Genomic DNA, 17000 nt, shown 5'->3' with positions numbered 1-17000 from the left:
GGTGATATAATCGAATTGATGGTATTCTAGCATCTGGGTATCACAAAGACGTTCGCGCCACGTGATCGCCAACCATCTCGCATCAACGTGATTTTTCGTTGGTCTGCTTGTTCTCACGTTTGTTTGGAGAATCGGAAATTCGTATGCCACTAGAACTGGAGCACGGAATCGGTCCGTACCGAGTTGTCAGTCAGCTCGGACGGGGCGGTATGGCGACGGTATACAAAGCATATCAGCCCGCGCTGGATCGTCATGTCGCGCTCAAAGTTCTCAATGCGGACCTTCAAGCGAATCCGGATTTTGTGACGCGCTTCAAGCGCGAAGCCAAGATCATTGCCAAGCTCGATCACCCCAATATCATCCCCGTCTACGACATTGAATTGTTCGATGGTGTGCTGTGTCTCGTCATGCGCTACATCGAAGGCATCTCGCTGCGCGAAGCGTTGAATCGCATCAAGAAACCGATCGCGATGCCGGCGATCTTGCAGATCATGCGTCCGATCACGGATGCGCTCGCGTACGCGCATCAAAAGAGCGTGCTTCACCGCGATGTCAAGCCGTCCAACATTATGCTGGGAAACGACGGCAATGTTTACCTGATGGATTTTGGGCTAGCCGTAACGACAACCGAGAGTGAAATGAACTTGTCGAAAGGGTTAGTGCTAGGCACACCATACTACGTTTCACCCGAACAAGTCAAGGGGGAGTCCCTCGATCAGCGGACGGACATCTATTCGCTGGGTATTGTCTTGTTCGAGTTGTTGACTGGCAAATTGCCGTTCACCGGCGATACGTACGATATCGTCGTCTATCATCAAATTTTTTCACTGCCGCCCGCACCCAGTTCGCTGAACCCAGGGATTACGCCAGGGGTCGAGCAAGTGGTGCTCAGGGCTTTGGCGAAAGAAAAGAGCGACCGGTTTTTCAACGCGGCGGAAATGCGTCAGGCGTTAGAAAGCGCGGGGCAAGGGAATGGCAAAATGCTCAAACCGTTCCCCGTTGCGGAAGCGAATCGCCCCCTCGCGCCGGTTTTGGAAGACCAACTCACGCAGAGTCATCCCCCGGTCGTACCCGCGCGCCAACGTTGGTCGGCTAGCGGATATTTGCTCGTGTTGGCAATCATCGTCCTCGTAGTTGAAGTGATGCTTTTGGTTCCGACGATTCGAACGGCACTGCGCGACGCGCTCAGCGCCTTTGAGACGTCGAGTGATCAAGGCGGCGATGCGGCGCGCATCATCATCGGCACGGTCTCGGCGTACATCGCTACGTTGAGCAGCCAAATCATCTTGAAGCGTTTGCGGCGACGATTGACGGGTGTCGCGTTCGCTTTGGCGATTGCGTTTGGCATCACGTTGATCATCGCGCTGGCGCTTGCGTTTCTGGTGCTCTTGCTTCTCAAAGTCTTGTAGGTGGAACACCGAATTCATTTGTGGATTTCGTAAGGACGGTGATCGTTGCCGTCCTTTTTGTTTTGACGGAACGCAGTCTCCAACGATTCCTTCTGGGCAGTTTTTATTGGGACGCGGATGAACGCGGACGAACGCGGATAAAAATTCTTGACGAACAGGCAGGGGAAATGAAAAGACCTTGGAGGGGAAAGGGCGAAGGTCTTGCCGATAACTACCTATAAAATCACTTCAAGGGGTAAGTTGAAGCAGGGAAGAATCCCTCTCCCCTGCTCCTCTGCTCTCTACGTTATTTCTTCTCCACCTTCACCGCGCACACTTTCAGTTCCGGTATCTTCGCAATCGGGTCCACCGCGGTGTTTGTCAACGCATTCGTCAGCGCTTCGGCGTAGTGGAACGTCATGAACACGACGCCTCGCCCGATGCGGTCGGTGACCCAGGCGCGCGCTTCAACCTGCCCGCGTCGCGAGGAAATGTGCAACCAATCGCCATCGCTGACGCCCATTTGCGCCGCATCGTCTGGGTTTAACTCGACGCGTTCTTCCGGCGCGAGTTGTTCCAGACCTGGGACGCGCCGCGTCATCGCGCCGGTGTGATAGTGTTGCAGGATGCGCCCGGTCGTCAATGTGAACGGGAACGCTGCGTCCGGATTTTCCGCCGGTTCTTGATGCTCGACCGGCGAGAACAAGCCCTTGCCGCGCGTGAACTTTTCCGTGTGCAGAATCGGCGTGCCGGGATGATCCTTGTTCGGGATGGGCCATTGCAAGCCCTTTGCGTCAAGCCGCGCGTACGTCACGCCCGCGTACTGCGGCGTGAGTGACGCGATCTCGTTCATAATGTCTTCGGCAGATGTGAAATCGAAACCGGTTTGCGCGCCCATGCGTTTCGCCGCATCGCACACGATCTCCCAATCGGTGCGACATTCGCCGACCGGTTCAATCGCTTTGCGGACGCGCTGGATGCGCCGCTCGGTGTTGCTGAACGTGCCGTCCTTTTCCGCGAACGATGCGGCGGGCAGGACGACATCCGCAAGTTGTGCGGTCTCGGTCATGAACAGTTCTTGCACGACGAGGAAATCGAGATGCTTGAGTGAGTCAACGACGTGTTGGGAATCCGGGTCGCTCATCGCCACGTTTTCTCCGACGATCCACATTGCTTTCACATCGCTACGATGTGCCGCATTGAGCATCTCGCCGACCGTTAAACCCGGCTTGGATGGTAATTTCACTCCCCATGCTTTTTCGAACTTGTCGCGCGCGGCATCGTCCGCGACGCGCTGATAACCCGTATAGAAATTCGGCAACGCGCCGACATCGCACGACCCTTGCACGTTGTTCTGTCCGCGCAACGGATTGACGCCCGACCCAGGTTTGCCGAGATTGCCGGTGAGCATCGCGAGGTTGGCAATCGAGAGCACGTTGTTGTGCCCGGTCGTGTGTTGCGTGATACCCATCGCGTAAAAGATCGCACTGGGTTTGTTGCCGGCGTACAAGCTCGCCGCCGTGAACAGATCGTCCACCGCGATGCCGGTGATTTCGCTCACGCGCGCGGGCGTGTACGTGGCGATGACCTTGCGCCATTCGTCGAATCCTTCCGTGCGATTCGCGATGAATTCTGTATCTGCGAGACCTTCTTGCAAAATAATGTGCGCCAACCCGTTGAGCAGCGCGATGTCTGTCCCAGGTCGCTGACGGATGTACAGCGTCGCGATGTTCGCGAGATCAATCGCGCGCGGATCCGCGACGATGAGTTTCGCGCCGTTGCGCACGGCGCGGCGAATGCGCGTGCCGATAACCGGATGTTGCTCGGTCGTGTTCGACCCAATTACAAGCATCGTCTTGCAATTATCCAAATCCGCGATATTGTTCGTCATCGCGCCAGAACCAAATGAGGTAGCCAGACCGGTTACCGTGCTGGCATGTCAGAGACGGGCGCAGTGATCAACGCTGTTCGTCCCCATCACGGCGCGCGTAAATTTCTGGAATAGATAATTTTCTTCGTTCGTCGCCTTGGCGGATGCAAGAAACGCGAATTCGTCGCCCTTGTGCCGAGATAATTTTTCCGCGACGAGCGTTAACGCCTCGTCCCAGGTCGCCTCGACAAATGCGCCGTCTTTTTTGATGAGCGGTTTCGTCAAGCGATCTTTGTGATGGATGAACTCGTACCCGTAGCGACCTTTGACGCAGAGTGCCATACCGTTGACGGGGGCATGACGATTTGACGTGACCTTGACGACCTTGCCGTTGCGAACGTTCAAATCGAATTGGCAGCCGACGCCGCAGTACGTGCAAGTCGTCGTCACCTTTTTCATTTGATAATCGCGACCCTTACCGCGCGAGGTCTTGTCGGTGAGCGCGCCGGTCGGGCAGTACGCCGCGCACGCGCCGCACGATTCGCACCCAGCTTCAAGCATCGTTACATCCGCACCCGCGACGATCTTGTCGTTAAAGCCGCGATTCGAAACGCCCCACACGTTGCGCCCTTGAATTTCGGCGCACGCACGCACGCAGCGCGTACACAAAATACATTTGTTGAAATCGGTAAAGACGAACGGATTCGGGTCTGCGCCGGGAACGTAGCTATGGCGTTTGCCTTTGTGCGAGGTCCACGGCACTTGATATTCGTACACCGCGTTTTGCAATTCGCACGCGCCGTCCGATTCGCAGATCATACAATCGTTCGGATGATCGGTCAGCAACATTTCGAGAATGAATTTGCGCTCGGCGATCACTTGCGGTGTGTCGGTATGCACGACCATGCCTTCGCTGACTGGCAAGGTGCAGGACGCGATGAGTCCGCGCATCTTTTCGACTTGTACGACGCACATGCGGCACGCGCCGACCGGCGAAAGGTCAGCGTGATGGCACAGTGTGGGAATGTTGATGCCATTCGCGCGCGCCGCGTCGAGAACGCTCATTCCTTCTTTGGCTTGAACGGCTTGACCGTTAATCGTTAGGTTTACGGGCATTCGACTTCCTCCAAGTATCAGTCAGTACGATAGTATTTCAAATGGGACGCAGATTGCCGCAGACGAACGCAGATGAAAAAATCATTTTGGTGAAAGCGATTCATGTATGATTATTTGAGCCATGCTGCAGTCTTGCGTTCGTTGTCGTACGCCTTGTGGCGAAATTCTGCTTTAGGTCCAAAATTGAGTAGCAGTCCCACTTCGTAGGGCGTTGCTCGCAAATAATTCAAGAGTTGCGCTTCATGGTCTTCGGAAATTGCCTTTGTCGCTTTGAGTTCAACAATTACTGCATTATCAACGAGCAAATCAGCAAAATATTCTCCGACGATTTCTCCGGCGTAACTCCCATCAATCTTGGCTTGTTGTTCTACGCGTAATCCTGCACATCGCAATTCTAGTGCCATGGCATATTCGTACACTTTTTCCAAAACTCCATAACCGAGTGTGTGATATACTTTTTTGAAAAAAACCGACAGAATCTTTTCGGTGATTGCCTTGTGCTTGAACGTCGCGGTTTCAGTCATTTCGTTACTCCAGAAACGAATTTATCTGCGTTTGTCTGCGTTTGTCCGCGTCCAATTACAAACCACCCCCATAAACAATCCCCATCTGCGCGCCCACGTACGTGAGCCAAATCCAATCGTTCGCATTCTTGATTTGAATACCGCGAATATCTGTCACACCAATCAGCAAATCGGATGCGACGAACAACAGTCCGCCGATTGCCATCAACCAAAATCCGCCGCCCCGTGCGAGGGCGAGTGCGAATGCGAACGCCGCCATCGTGCCAACAATCATTGCGTACACTAACGCGCCGAGATTGATTACCGCACCTTTTTGTGGATTGCGAATCCAGAACCGCCACGCGAAAATTGTGAATGAACAGTAAAACAGCAAGCCAACGACCATTCCAACTACCGCGCTATCGAACGATTGCGCTAGCGTACTCACGAATGCTGTGATATACAGCGCGTGCGCGATGCCGAACGCGATCATCCCGCCGATCAACGGACTGGGCAACGCGATCAGTCGTGCTAGGATCACATCGCCGAGAAACGAGGCGAGCATTCCGAACGCGACCCACTGCGCGTACGGCGTGTGCGTTGCGCCAAGCCAGCTTGCCAACGCGGCGATGACGAGCGAAAAACTGAGCGTCATCCGCATCGGGCGCGATAAGCGTCCGTTAGTCTTCATTTCCGGTGGGTCACGCCAGGGACCGAGAATGCCGATGAGAAAGAGCACGAACGGGATAAGCCACAACAATAGCATCAACTATTGAAACTCCCAGTAGTTGCGCCTTGAATGAATAACTATTTCTGATTCCACTTTTCGAGTCATTAGTGCGTCTATTGTTCTTCCGGCTGTGTCATGCCATTCGCCTACACTGTGTCAAGGACGGTCATTTCTTCTTTGGCTTGAACGGCTTGACTGTTAATCGTTAGCCTTACAGGTATTCGATTTCCTCAGTATCATTCGGTACATTATCAATCCAAATTGGACGCTATCTAATCATGACAGCAACTACAATTCCCGCTAGAATATTTACAACAAACGCGACAAGTATACCCACAATCCAAATCTCGCGCGTTTTTTCGAGCCGGGCAATCACTTCTTGCTGGTGACCAATTGCAAAAAAAGCCAAAGGAAAATATTGTTTCAGATGTTTAAGAAGCCGATCAAAAATCGCCATAACCAAAATGAGAACGATACATACAATGATAATAGTTTGCACAGTGTGTAAGATATCCGAGACATTGGTGAAGTCACGCAACGTGCTAAGAAGGAGAGCATTCATCTTTTCACCAAGATCTTGCGACTGAATTGCTTTTTCTATGCGCTGAGCATATGTCATACCTGGTAAAAGGTCTGGGTTGATATTTACACCAACCCTCGAAGCGTACAAATAATACCCTATTGTCCACATTAGCACGAAGGAAGCCAGTAAGGTAATTAGAGTGATAAGCCCACGAGGTCGACGATCTAAAATGATGGATTTGGCAAACCAAGGGTATTCTTGATCCAAAGATCGGAGGTGTTGACTAAAGGCATGGACGATACCTCCAACCTTATTTGATGGTCCACACACATCAATAATTATATTACCGGAAGTATCTAGTTCTATTTCTACTTTGCGGTTGTCTTTGCTCAATCGGGCGATTTTCAACCCTTCAATTTTATCAGGTGGTGTATTTGGGTATGCGAGTAACTGATCAAGATCATGAAATTGAAACAACTTACCTTGACTCAAAAACGTATGATAGGTAACGGGCTCTGCTACTTCACCAATTTTCTTGTTTTCAAAGATCTCACAAGTTTTGATGGCAACGTCTAATTGTTTGAGATGTTCTGCCTTGACCACATATCCATCGGGGTTCAATTCTTCAACAAGTCTCGTGAAGTTACCGACATATTCTCTGATTTTGGACATTTGATTTTCCTAATCGCGCCGCCGCGCAACGCATCACGCAATACGCAATACGCATCACATTTCACCTCGCGCGGCGACGCAACTATCGCACCATTGCACTATCGCACTATCGCACTATCGCACTATCGCACCATCCAACTATCACAACTTTCCTGTCAACTTCGCCCACATGATTTTCTTCTTCATCTCCTGAATCGCGAACGTCGGCGAAATTTTCTTCGGGCATTCCTCGGTGCAGTTGAAGAGCGTGTGGCACCGGAACACACCTTCTTCGCTCGCGACGATTTTCAAGCGTTCGAGTTCGCCTTCGTCGCGCGAGTCCGCGACGAAACGATACATCTTGCCGAGCGCGGCGGGACCCAGGTATTCCTTGTCCCACCAATCGAGCGAGCACGACGAGTGACAGCACGCGCACAAAATGCAATCAATGTACTCGTCAATCTTTTTGCGGTCGGCGATGGATTGGACGCGTTCCTTTCCCGAAGGGGGCGGATTCTTCATTGAGATGAGGTACGGGCGCACGCGTTCGTACTTGTCCCAGAACGTCGTCATGTCCACGACCAAATCTTTCAGCACCGGCAAGTGTGGCAGGGGTTCGATGAGTACTTCGTTGCCGAGCGTCGAGAGCTGCGTTTCGCACGCGAGCCGGTTTTTGCCGTTGATGTGCATCCCGCAACTGCCGCACACCGCGCTGCGGCACGATGCGCGAAACGCGAGCGACTTGTCCACATTGTCGAGCAGGTGGTACAACGCCATCAACACCGTTTGCCCGGGTTCCGGCTGAATCTCGTACGTCTGATATTTGGGCGCGGTGTCCAGGTCGGGGTCGCGCCGGTAGATGGTGAGTTTGATCGAGTTGGTCATCTTTGGCTCCGGTTATTGGTAAATGGTAATTGGTGATTACCAATTACCATTTACTATTTACTTTTCTCTAGTATTTGCGTTCCTCCGGCTGCCACTTGGTCAGCACAACCGGTTCGTAATCGAGACGCGCGCCGTCGGGCGTGTAATGCGCGAGCGTGTGCTTCATCCAGTTCACATCATCGCGCGTTTTGAAATCGAGCCGCGAGTGCGCGCCACGCGATTCTTGTCGTGCGACCGCGCCCGCCGCGATGGATTCTGCCGCGTCGAGCATGCCGCCCAGTTCAATCGTGCGCAACAAATCGAGATTGAACTTGCGATTCTTGGCATCCACGCCGATGTGACGAAAGCGTACGCGCAATTCCTGAATCGTTGCGAGCGCTTCACGCATGGCTTTCTCTTCGCGGAAAATACCGATCTTGTCCGTCATCGTTTGCGCCATCGCGTCGCGCAGAGTCACGAGTCGTTCCTTGCCGTCTGACTTTAACAACGCGTCCACTTCCGCCGACGTTTTCTGCGCGGCGTCGTTGAGCACGGCTTCTTTGATCGCGCTCGCTTTGCCCTGCACGAACTTGCCTGCCGCCGCGCCGGCGCGCTGACCCATCACGACGCATTCGAGCAGACTGTTGCCGCCGAGACGATTCGCCCCGTGCACACTGACCGACGCGCACTCACCGGCTGCGAACGCGCCGGGCAAGATCGTTGCGCCGTCTTTGTCGGTGTCAATGCCGCCCATGATAAAATGCTGGCCGGGTTGCACGGGCACCGGATTTTCGATGCAGTCAATTCCCAGGAAACTGATCGCGAGGTCGCGAATGCCGGGCAAGCGTTCCAAAATTTTCTCGCGACCCAGGTGGCGCAAGTCGAGATGCACGCATCCGCCGCCATCCGGGAATCCGCGCCCCTCGTTGATTTCGATTTGAATCGAACGCGACACGATGTCGCGCGGCGCGAGTTCCATCGCCTTGGGCGCGTACTTTTGCATAAAGCGCTCGCCTTGATTGTTGACGAGATAGCCGCCTTCGCCGCGCGCGCCTTCGGTCATCAAAATGTTCGTGCCGACGATGGTCGTCGGGTGAAATTGGATGAACTCCATATCTTTCAGCGGAATGCCGGCTTTGTACGCGACACCGAGACAATAGCCGGTGGACTGCATCGCGTTCGACGTGCGTTTGTAAATGCGTCCCGCGCCGCCAGTCGCAAACACAACCGCATCCGCCGCGAATGGCGCGATTTCGCCGGTCTGTAAATTCAGCGCGACCAAGCCGTGATTCATCATCCCATCGTTCGCGAGCGAGAGCGCCGCCCATTCGTTGTAGACCTTGACCTTGTGCTTGACCGCTTGCTCGTTGAGCGTGTGCAAAATGTAGAGACCGGTCTTGTCCGCCGCGTAACACGTGCGCGGATAACCCGCGCCGCCGAACGGGCGTTGCGCGATGCGACCATCCTCGGTGCGACTGAATGGTACGCCCCAATGTTCGAGTTCGTAAATGCGTTTGGGCGCGTCGGTCGTCATAATTTCCGCGCAATCTTGGTCGGCTAAAAAGTCCGAACCCTTGATCGTGTCGTACGCGTGTTTCGCCGGTGAATCATCCTTGCATTCCGGCATGTTGGCGAGCGCGGCGTTGACGCCGCCCTGCGCCGCGCCCGAGTGCGATCGCACCGGATAGAGCAGTGAAAGCACGGCGGTGTCCACGCCCATCATCGCGGTTTCAACCGCCGCGCGTAAACCGGCGAGACCGCCGCCGATGACAATGACTTGATGTTTGAACATGGCGATCTCCTTATTTCGTCACAAAGAACATCAATGCGTACGCGCCCCAGCCCGCAAAGCCGAGCAGGACGATCCACATCAATGCGGTGAGCGCGCGCCGTTTGTTTTCGTCCACGACAAAATCGAATAGCACATTGCGTACGCCGTTGAGTCCGTGATACAAACCGAACACGAGCAAGCCGCTGTCAATGATCAGGTACAACACGCTTTTGAAACGCGCGGCGACGCCGAAAAAATTAATGCTGAGATTTTCGTCTACGTAATGCAGCACGGCGAGGTGCGTGCCGAGAAGAACGACGAGCAGGACGGCGGTGATGCGTTGCCAAATCCACGCCCACACGCCTTGCGGGGTTGCAGATTGTGTCGTCATGGATTTACCCTCCAACAATGTGGGGCCACGCGATGCCAAACGCGAGGACGAATGGAATGATCGCGATTGCCATCATTCCGATAAAGATTTCTTTTTGATGCTTGACGCCATAACCGAGATCGAACAGCACAATGCGGATGCCGTTCAAGCCATGAATCAGAATCGCGGCGATTAAAACCATTTCGCCCAAGATGAACATTGGCGCTTTGAGAAATTTCATCGCGGCGTCAAAATTTGCCGCGCCGCCGACGACGGTCGAAATAACGATAATGTGCATCAACAAATAAAATGCAATCGCCAACCCGGTGAGGCGATGCAACCAAAATGCCCACACTCCCAACCCGCGCCCGGGATAGATTTGATGTTTGGTCAATCGCATGTGTTTTCCTCCTACATTACGACGTTCAGTCTTTGAATGCTTGGCGCATCAGGATGAATCCCCAAATGATCCAGATAAACCCGAACGAGATCAACACGCGAAAAACGAGTTCGACGAGCTGAAGATCCAAAACGTACAGAGAGAACACGACGGTCTCGACAAGACTGGACAAACCGATAATCACGAGACCGATCAGCAGAATCCGCAATCCGCGCGCCAGTTGTCCGCCGATCTGCGGACGCGCCACGTACACGATAATCGTCGCGAGCACCAGAACGAAATCCAGAACAAAAGTCGCAAATTGCAGAGGAGTCACCGTATCCTCCAGACTAGTCCACGACAATCGTGTTGAACTTGCACACGCTCATACAAATGCCGCAACTTTCGCACAACTCGGGATTGATCCAATGCACTTTTTGTTTTTCACCGCTGATCGCTTTCGACGGGCAGTTGCGCGCGCAGACCATACAACCGGGACAGTCGTCGGTGATGCGGTACGTGATGAGTTTGCGGCACACCTTCGCCGGACATTTCTTGTCCTTGATGTGCGCTTCGTACTCGTGGCGGAAATGTTTGATCGTCGTAAGCACCGGGTTCGGCGCGCCCTGACCTAGCCCGCACAGACTTCCGGCGACGATGTACTTGGACAAACTTTCGAGTCGTTCGATGTCGCCCTCTTCGCCTTCACCTTCGCAGATGCGCGTGAGGATTTCGAGGATGCGCCGCGTGCCGATGCGGCACGGCACGCACTTGCCGCACGATTCATCCTGGGTAAAATCCATAAAGAATCGCGCAATGTCCACCATGCACGTGCCTTCGTCCATCACGACGAGTCCGCCCGACCCCATGATCGAACCGATCGCGCCCAGGTTTTCGTAATCCATCGGCGTTTCGAGCAGATGTTCCGGAATGCACCCGCCCATCGGTCCGCCGGTTTGAATCGCCTTGAATTTCTTGCCATCCTTGATGCCGCCCGCCACTTCGTACACCACTTCGCCGAGCGTAATGCCGAGCGGCACTTCGATCAACCCGGTGCGGACGACATCGCCAGCGAGCGTAAACGTTTTCGTGCCCTTGTTCTTTTCGTTGCCGAATTGCGTAAACCATTCCGCGCCGTTGCGAATAATGTTGCCAACATTCGCGAGCGTTTCGACGTTGTTGATGATGGTCGGCTTGCCCCAGAGTCCGGCAACGGCGGGGAAGGGCGGACGTGGACGCGGCTCGCCGCGCTTGCCTTCGATGGACGCCATCAGCGCGGTCTCTTCGCCGCAGACGAACGCGCCCGCGCCGATCCGCACTTCGATGTCAAAGCTAAAAGTGGAACCCAGGATATTTTTGCCGAGCAAACCCAGTTCGCGCGCCTGTTTGATCGCGAGTTGAATGCGTTTGACCGCGATCGGATATTCGGCGCGGCAGTAGATATAACCCTGGTGCGCGCCGAACGCATAGCCCGCGATGATCATGCCTTCGAGGACCGCGTGCGGATCGTTCTCCAACACACTGCGGTTCATAAACGCACCGGGGTCGCCTTCGTCCGCGTTGCAGATCATGTACTTGACGTCCGATTGTTGCGCCGCCGCGAACTCCCACTTTTTCGCGGCAGGAAAACCCGCGCCGCCGCGTCCGCGCAAACCGGATTTCAACACTTCGTCAATCACTTGACGCGGCGTCATCGTTGTTAATGCTTTCAACAGCGCGGTGTATCCATCCTCGGCGATGTAATCGTAGACGTCTTCCGGATCAATGACGCCACACCGCGCAAGAATCACGCGTTTTTCTTTCGGCGTTGGCGGACGAATTTCAGAATCTTGTGCGGCTGAGGCGTGCGCCAATCGTTCCGCGCGCTTGGGCAGGGCTTGTTCCTTGATCGTTTTCAAATCGTCCAAAGTGGTGACAGGCATAGGATATTCCTTGTCGTTCCTTGTGTAGGGGTGACCCTTGTGGTCGCCCGCTCGTGGTCGCCTGGGCAACCACAAGGGTTGCCCCTACCGATTCTCGATTTTCTCGTACTTGCGGAGCACGGTAATGATCTTGTCCGGCGCGTTGCGACCGTGCAGATTGCTGTCCACCATCACCGCCGGCGCTTGCGAACACGCGCCGAGACAGCGGCACGGTTCGAGCGTGAACTTTTTATCGGGCGTCGTTTCGCCGAGTTTCACACCCAGGATTTGTTCCGCTTTCTCGATCAGCATTTCCGCGCCGCCGACGTAACAAGCCGTGCCCAGACAGAACGCGATGCGATGTTTGCCGCGCGGTTTCATCGTGAAGAACGAGTAAAAGGTGACGACGCCGTATACGTCTTTGAGCGGTACGCGTAATTTTTCCGCGAGGTAATTTTGCATCGGTCGCGAGATGTGACCGATCTCCGCTTGAATCTCGTTGAGGATGACCATCATCGAGCCGGGTTTCTTGGAATGCTCGGCGATGATCGCATCCATTTTGGCGCGTTGTTCGGGGATGATGACCGGATCGTCTTCCGCCGGGGTGAGCGCGGGCGCGAGCGGTACGGAACGCAAATCACGTGAACGCATTTCTGCTCCTTGAAAAGAGTCTCACTGAAATCAAATCGCGGGACATGCCGAACGAGTCAGGATAGACGTTGAACGATAGATGGTACAGGCGGGGAAAGGCAAAGTGGGGCGAAGGCGAACACAGGTGCTAATTTCAAGCCGCATTGCTTGTTCCTCATCCTGCGCCAACCGAGCGCGTGGAAAATGGCGTCATCGCTGGCTACCGATTGAAAAGTATACGGGGCACAAGTCCAAATCGAGTCCAAGCGCGGTCAAAGAGGAGTCAGTCTATTTGCAGACTTGCGGTAGATTGAGGAGACACGTTCCCGCGTGTTGCGGCGCGAAAGTTGCCAACGCGAATCCGTTGTGCTCATCCGTCAACCAGATTTTGCCATCTGCTCCGGTTGTGATGCTATGTCCTAAATTGTAAAGTAATTGGCAGACTAACGGGCAGAATTCGGTGAGTGTGCCATCGGTTTTGATTTGGGCAAGTGTGTACCAAAAACGATACTGCGAGATTGCCCAAAGATTACCGTCAGCACCGGTGGCGATGGCGCGAATCGGGCTTACTGGTCCAAATCTAGCATAACTTCCATCGGGGTAAACTTTGGTATAGTAACTCGTCGCGCAGTACGGGACACAAGCCACGTCTTCGGTGAACCAAATATTTCCGTCAGATCCAGCCACGATGTCTCGCAAATACGCGGTCGTTGCAAGTGGGAATTCGGTAATCGTTCCACTTGGAGTGACGCGACCGATCTTGCGCGCGGTAACGTCTCCGTTTTCCAGGAACCATAAATTTCCAGCATGTCCCGCCACGATGTTTGTTGAATTGCTCGACGAAGTTGGAATGGGGAATTGTCCCGAAACAACTCCATCGATTCCGATCCGCAGAATTTGATTGCCGGTGGATTCCGTGATCCAAAGATTGCCATCAGGACCGAGCGTGATGCCGAATGGTTTTTCGTTTCCGTTGGGCAGCGCAAATTCGGTGAGCAAACCCGCTGGCGTTATTCTAGCAATCGTGGGATCGCCCGAGCGGGTGAACCAGATAGTTCCATCCGGTGCGGAGACCATTCGGATGGGTTTGCCGGTAATCGGAAATTCGGTGACGATTCCGTCGCGGGTTGCTTTGGCAATCCGGTACTCGGTTGCATATTTGATGCTTTCGAAAAACCAGGTGTTGCCATCGGGTCCAGGGATTAAACCAAACGCGTCCGTCACATCTTGGTTGGAGAGTCGAAACCGGGTCAGGCAAATTACCGGTGTGGCTGAGGGGTGTGCCGATACAGAAGAAGACGAAATCAAAATCAGTGCGATAGTCGTCACGATTATTTGCCATCTTGGGAATCGTTCGTGAACGCGCACGTGTATCCTCCGCTCGCGCAATCGTGCGAAATGTGGTCAATCCCAGTCGTCCGTATTTTACCACAGAGCACACAGATCAAAAAATGTGAAACTCGGTGCGATGCCTTTAACAAAGAATGGTTGAGCCAAGAAAAAATCCAGGTTTCTTCGAGAAACCTGGATTTTGACGTTGGCAATTTCTCACCACAACGCGAGTTGCCGCGCGGGTGCGCGACCGTTCAGCAAAACGAATGGCGCGGCGCGACTGGCGTCTGCGCCAACGCGCGCGAGTTGCTCAATCGCGTGAAAAGGAAGAGCGCGCCGCGTCGCGAGGATGCGCGAAACCGAGCGCGGTCCGATACCCGGAATCCGCAACAGTTGCTCGCGACTCGCGCGGTTCAACTCGATGGGGAAAAACTCGGGGTGCTTGATCGCCCACATCGTCTTGGGATCGGATTCGACCGGCAGATTGCCGCTCGCGTCGAACACCAAATCGTCAAAGGTAAATCCGTACTGACGAAAGAGGAAATCGGTTTGATACAACCGATTCTCGCGCACGAGCGGAGTCGGCGCGCGATTTTCGAGCGGCGTGTTTTCAATCGGCTGGAACGCAGAAAAGTACACGCGCGCCATTTGCAAATCGCGATAAAGCATCGTCGTACGCGTGAGAATGTCGCGGTCGTGTTCGTCCGCCGCGCCGACGACGAATTGCGTCGTCATCGTTTTGCCCGCGAGCGCGGGATTGTTCGCGATCAACTTGCGCGCGATCTGGAGCGGCGCGAGCAATTCTTCGGTGTAGCGTTTGGTCGAGGACAATTTATTGAGATGCTCGGACGAAGGCGCTTCGAGGTTGACCGATACGCGGTCGGCGAGTTGGAGCGCGCGTTCGATCGTGGCGGCTTCCGCGCCAGGCATCAACTTTAAATGCAAGTAGCCGCGAAATTCGTACTTGCCGCGCAACAGTTCCGCGGTCGCCAACATACGCTCCATCGTGCGCGTGCCGCCGCCGACCACTCCGCTCGAAATAAAAATCGCTTCGGCGAGCCGTGCGCGATGAATCTGATCGAAGGTTTCCGCAAGTTCATCCGGCTTGAACGTCGCGCGTTGGACATCGCGCCCGCGTCGCGTCGCGCAGTAAAAGCAATCTTTCTCGCACGCGTTCGACTGCAAGATTTTCAGCATCTTGACGGTCTTGCCGTCGGGACGCACCGCCGGATAAATCCACCGCCCGATGTCATCGCGCACGCGCGTCTGACCCTCGCCACATTTGCCGCACGCGAGGTCGGCTTGCGCGCCGGAACCGAGCAGATCGAGTTTCGCTTGCGTGTCCATCGTTTGCTATTATACAGAACGTCCGTTCGTGTGTCAATGATTTATCAAACGAAAACAAGCCCAAAATGCGGTGGACTATGGCGGTTGACAAATCTAGTAACTTGTTTTATAGTTTTCCGCGATACTGCAAATCGAGGCATTTGAATGTCGGTCCGCCACGCCGTTTTGGGATTGCTCGCTCAACGCCCGCGCCACGGGTACGAATTGCGCGCGGCGTTTCAAGCCGTTGTCGGCGGCGAGGAGAATTGGGAGGTCAAGCCGGCGCAGATTTATACAACGTTGATGCGCTTGGAGCAGAGCGGCTTGGTGGTTGAAGATTCGGTTGGGCAAGATGCGGGACCTGAAAAACGCATTTATGCGCTCACGCCCGCCGGACGCAAAACACTGCGCGAGTGGTTTGCCTGCGGTAGCGCCCCCGAACATCAGCGCGACGAGTTCTTTATCAAATTGATGATCGGTCTTGTCTCCGAGGTCGCCGAGCCGGACAAACTGATTCAGACTCAACGCGCGTATCTTTTCCGCGAATTGCACGCGGTCACCGAGCAACGTCATCGCGCAAATCCGCGAATGGAACTGGCGAAAATCTTGTTGCTCGACAAAGTGGTCATGCACTTGGAAGCCGATTTGCGCTGGCTCGATATGACCGAAGCCCGGCTCGATGAAATTCAACGGCAGCCGCTCCCGGAGCCGGAAACCAAACCCAGGGGCAGACCCAAGAAAATTTAAGATTTCAGATTTTTGATTTTCGATTTGAAAATCAGAAATCAGAAATCGAAAATCAAAAATCGCAAATTGCAAATAGGAGTCAGAATGTCCATTATTCAAGCGGAGAATCTAACCAAAGTGTACGGCACGGGCGATACAACGGTGACCGCGCTCAATCGCGTAAGCATCCAGGTCAATGCCGGCGAATTCGTCGCGGTGATGGGACCGAGCGGGTGCGGCAAATCCACCTTGTTGCATTTGCTCGGCGGATTGGATCGTCCGACGAATGGCATTGTCACGATTGATGGACAGCCACTCAGCAAGTTGTCCGACAACGCGCTCTCGCAACTGCGCCGACGTAAAATTGGTTACGTGTTCCAATTCTTCAACCTTATTCCGATTTTGTCGGCGGTCGAGAATGCCGCGCTGCCGCTCACGCTCGATGGCGTGAATTCCGCCCAGTCGAAACAAAAAGCAATTGATTGGCTAACCAAGGTTGGACTCGGTAGTCGGCTACGCAACAATCCCGATCAATTGTCCGCAGGACAGCAACAACGCGTCGCCATCGCGCGCGCGCTCATCACCGAACCCGCGCTTGTTCTTGCGGACGAACCGACCGGCAACCTCGATACAAAATCGTCGGATGAAATCGCCGTACTGTTGAAGCAGGTCGCCAAAGAGTGGGGACGCGCTGTGTTGATGGTCACACACGATCCACGCATCGCCGCGTACGCGGACCGCATCATTTTTCTCAAAGACGGTACGGTGGTGAACGAGACGCTATTGGAAGCTGCGCGCACGGACAACGTGGAACGAGTCGCGGCTCAGGTCAAAGCGATGGCGTGATGGCGAATCGCCAATGGCGAATGGCGAATAGCCGATGGCGAAGGCAGTATCCTATCAGCCATCAGCTATCAGCC

16 protein-coding genes are annotated in these 17000 nt (G+C 54.3%); 3 read left to right on the top strand and 13 right to left on the bottom strand.

Annotated features, from left to right (window positions below):
• Positions 1–143 precede the first annotated feature (143 nt).
• On the top strand, positions 144–1409 hold the full coding sequence (locus HY868_07040) for a serine/threonine protein kinase (GenBank protein ID MBI5301874.1): 1266 nt from the start codon (positions 144–146) through the stop codon (positions 1407–1409).
• Positions 1410–1695: 286 nt separating this feature from the next.
• On the opposite strand, the gene fdhF is transcribed toward HY868_07040, so the two are convergent.
• From fdhF to HY868_06975, 13 genes are all read right to left on the bottom strand, one after another.
• The gene (gene fdhF / locus HY868_07035) at positions 1696–4374 is read right to left on the bottom strand and encodes a formate dehydrogenase subunit alpha (protein ID MBI5301873.1); all 2679 of its coding nucleotides are present in this window, start codon (positions 4372–4374) and stop codon (positions 1696–1698) included.
• A 110-nt stretch (positions 4375–4484) separates the two neighbouring features.
• Complete coding sequence (locus HY868_07030) at positions 4485–4898, bottom strand: GxxExxY protein (protein MBI5301872.1); 414 nt, start codon at positions 4896–4898, stop codon at positions 4485–4487.
• A gap of 55 nt (positions 4899–4953) precedes the next feature.
• A complete protein-coding gene (locus HY868_07025) occupies positions 4954–5646 on the bottom strand; it encodes a lysoplasmalogenase (protein ID MBI5301871.1) in 693 nt (230 codons plus the stop codon).
• 229 nt (positions 5647–5875) lie between these two features.
• Complete coding sequence (locus HY868_07020; protein ID MBI5301870.1) at positions 5876–6802, bottom strand: hypothetical protein; 927 nt, start codon at positions 6800–6802, stop codon at positions 5876–5878.
• Positions 6803–6943: 141 nt separating this feature from the next.
• Entirely contained in the window at positions 6944–7666 is a 723-nt protein-coding gene (locus HY868_07015) for a succinate dehydrogenase iron-sulfur subunit (GenBank protein MBI5301869.1), read from the bottom strand.
• 67 nt (positions 7667–7733) lie between these two features.
• Positions 7734–9437: an FAD-binding protein gene (locus HY868_07010; protein MBI5301868.1), complete on the bottom strand. Its 1704-nt coding sequence runs from the start codon at positions 9435–9437 to the stop codon at positions 7734–7736.
• Positions 9438–9447: 10 nt separating this feature from the next.
• The gene (gene sdhD / locus HY868_07005; GenBank protein ID MBI5301867.1) at positions 9448–9807 is read right to left on the bottom strand and encodes a succinate dehydrogenase, hydrophobic membrane anchor protein; all 360 of its coding nucleotides are present in this window, start codon (positions 9805–9807) and stop codon (positions 9448–9450) included.
• 4 nt (positions 9808–9811) lie between these two features.
• Positions 9812–10186: a succinate dehydrogenase, cytochrome b556 subunit gene (gene sdhC / locus HY868_07000; protein ID MBI5301866.1), complete on the bottom strand. Its 375-nt coding sequence runs from the start codon at positions 10184–10186 to the stop codon at positions 9812–9814.
• A 25-nt stretch (positions 10187–10211) separates the two neighbouring features.
• Complete coding sequence (locus tag HY868_06995) at positions 10212–10502, bottom strand: hypothetical protein (protein MBI5301865.1); 291 nt, start codon at positions 10500–10502, stop codon at positions 10212–10214.
• Positions 10503–10515: 13 nt separating this feature from the next.
• Positions 10516–12087 (bottom strand): NADH-quinone oxidoreductase subunit NuoF, encoded by a 1572-nt coding sequence (nuoF, locus tag HY868_06990; GenBank protein MBI5301864.1) that lies wholly within the window; start codon positions 12085–12087, stop codon positions 10516–10518.
• A gap of 84 nt (positions 12088–12171) precedes the next feature.
• The gene (locus tag HY868_06985) at positions 12172–12717 is read right to left on the bottom strand and encodes an NAD(P)H-dependent oxidoreductase subunit E (GenBank protein ID MBI5301863.1); all 546 of its coding nucleotides are present in this window, start codon (positions 12715–12717) and stop codon (positions 12172–12174) included.
• 267 nt (positions 12718–12984) lie between these two features.
• Positions 12985–13920 (bottom strand): hypothetical protein, encoded by a 936-nt coding sequence (locus HY868_06980; protein MBI5301862.1) that lies wholly within the window; start codon positions 13918–13920, stop codon positions 12985–12987.
• A 324-nt stretch (positions 13921–14244) separates the two neighbouring features.
• A complete protein-coding gene (locus HY868_06975) occupies positions 14245–15375 on the bottom strand; it encodes a radical SAM protein (GenBank protein MBI5301861.1) in 1131 nt (376 codons plus the stop codon).
• Positions 15376–15519: 144 nt separating this feature from the next.
• On the opposite strand from HY868_06975, the gene HY868_06970 reads away from it, so the two are divergent.
• Positions 15520–16101 carry a helix-turn-helix transcriptional regulator gene (locus HY868_06970; GenBank protein ID MBI5301860.1) on the top strand — a complete coding sequence of 194 codons (582 nt, stop codon included), beginning with the start codon at positions 15520–15522 and terminating at the stop codon, positions 16099–16101.
• Positions 16102–16185: 84 nt separating this feature from the next.
• Complete coding sequence (locus HY868_06965) at positions 16186–16926, top strand: ABC transporter ATP-binding protein (GenBank protein MBI5301859.1); 741 nt, start codon at positions 16186–16188, stop codon at positions 16924–16926.
• Positions 16927–17000 lie beyond the last annotated feature (74 nt).

The organism is Chloroflexota bacterium, from assembly GCA_016219275.1.
Taxonomy (GTDB): Bacteria; Chloroflexota; Anaerolineae; order UBA4142; family UBA4142; genus JACRBM01.
This window is presented reverse-complemented; position numbering and strand designations above follow the sequence as displayed.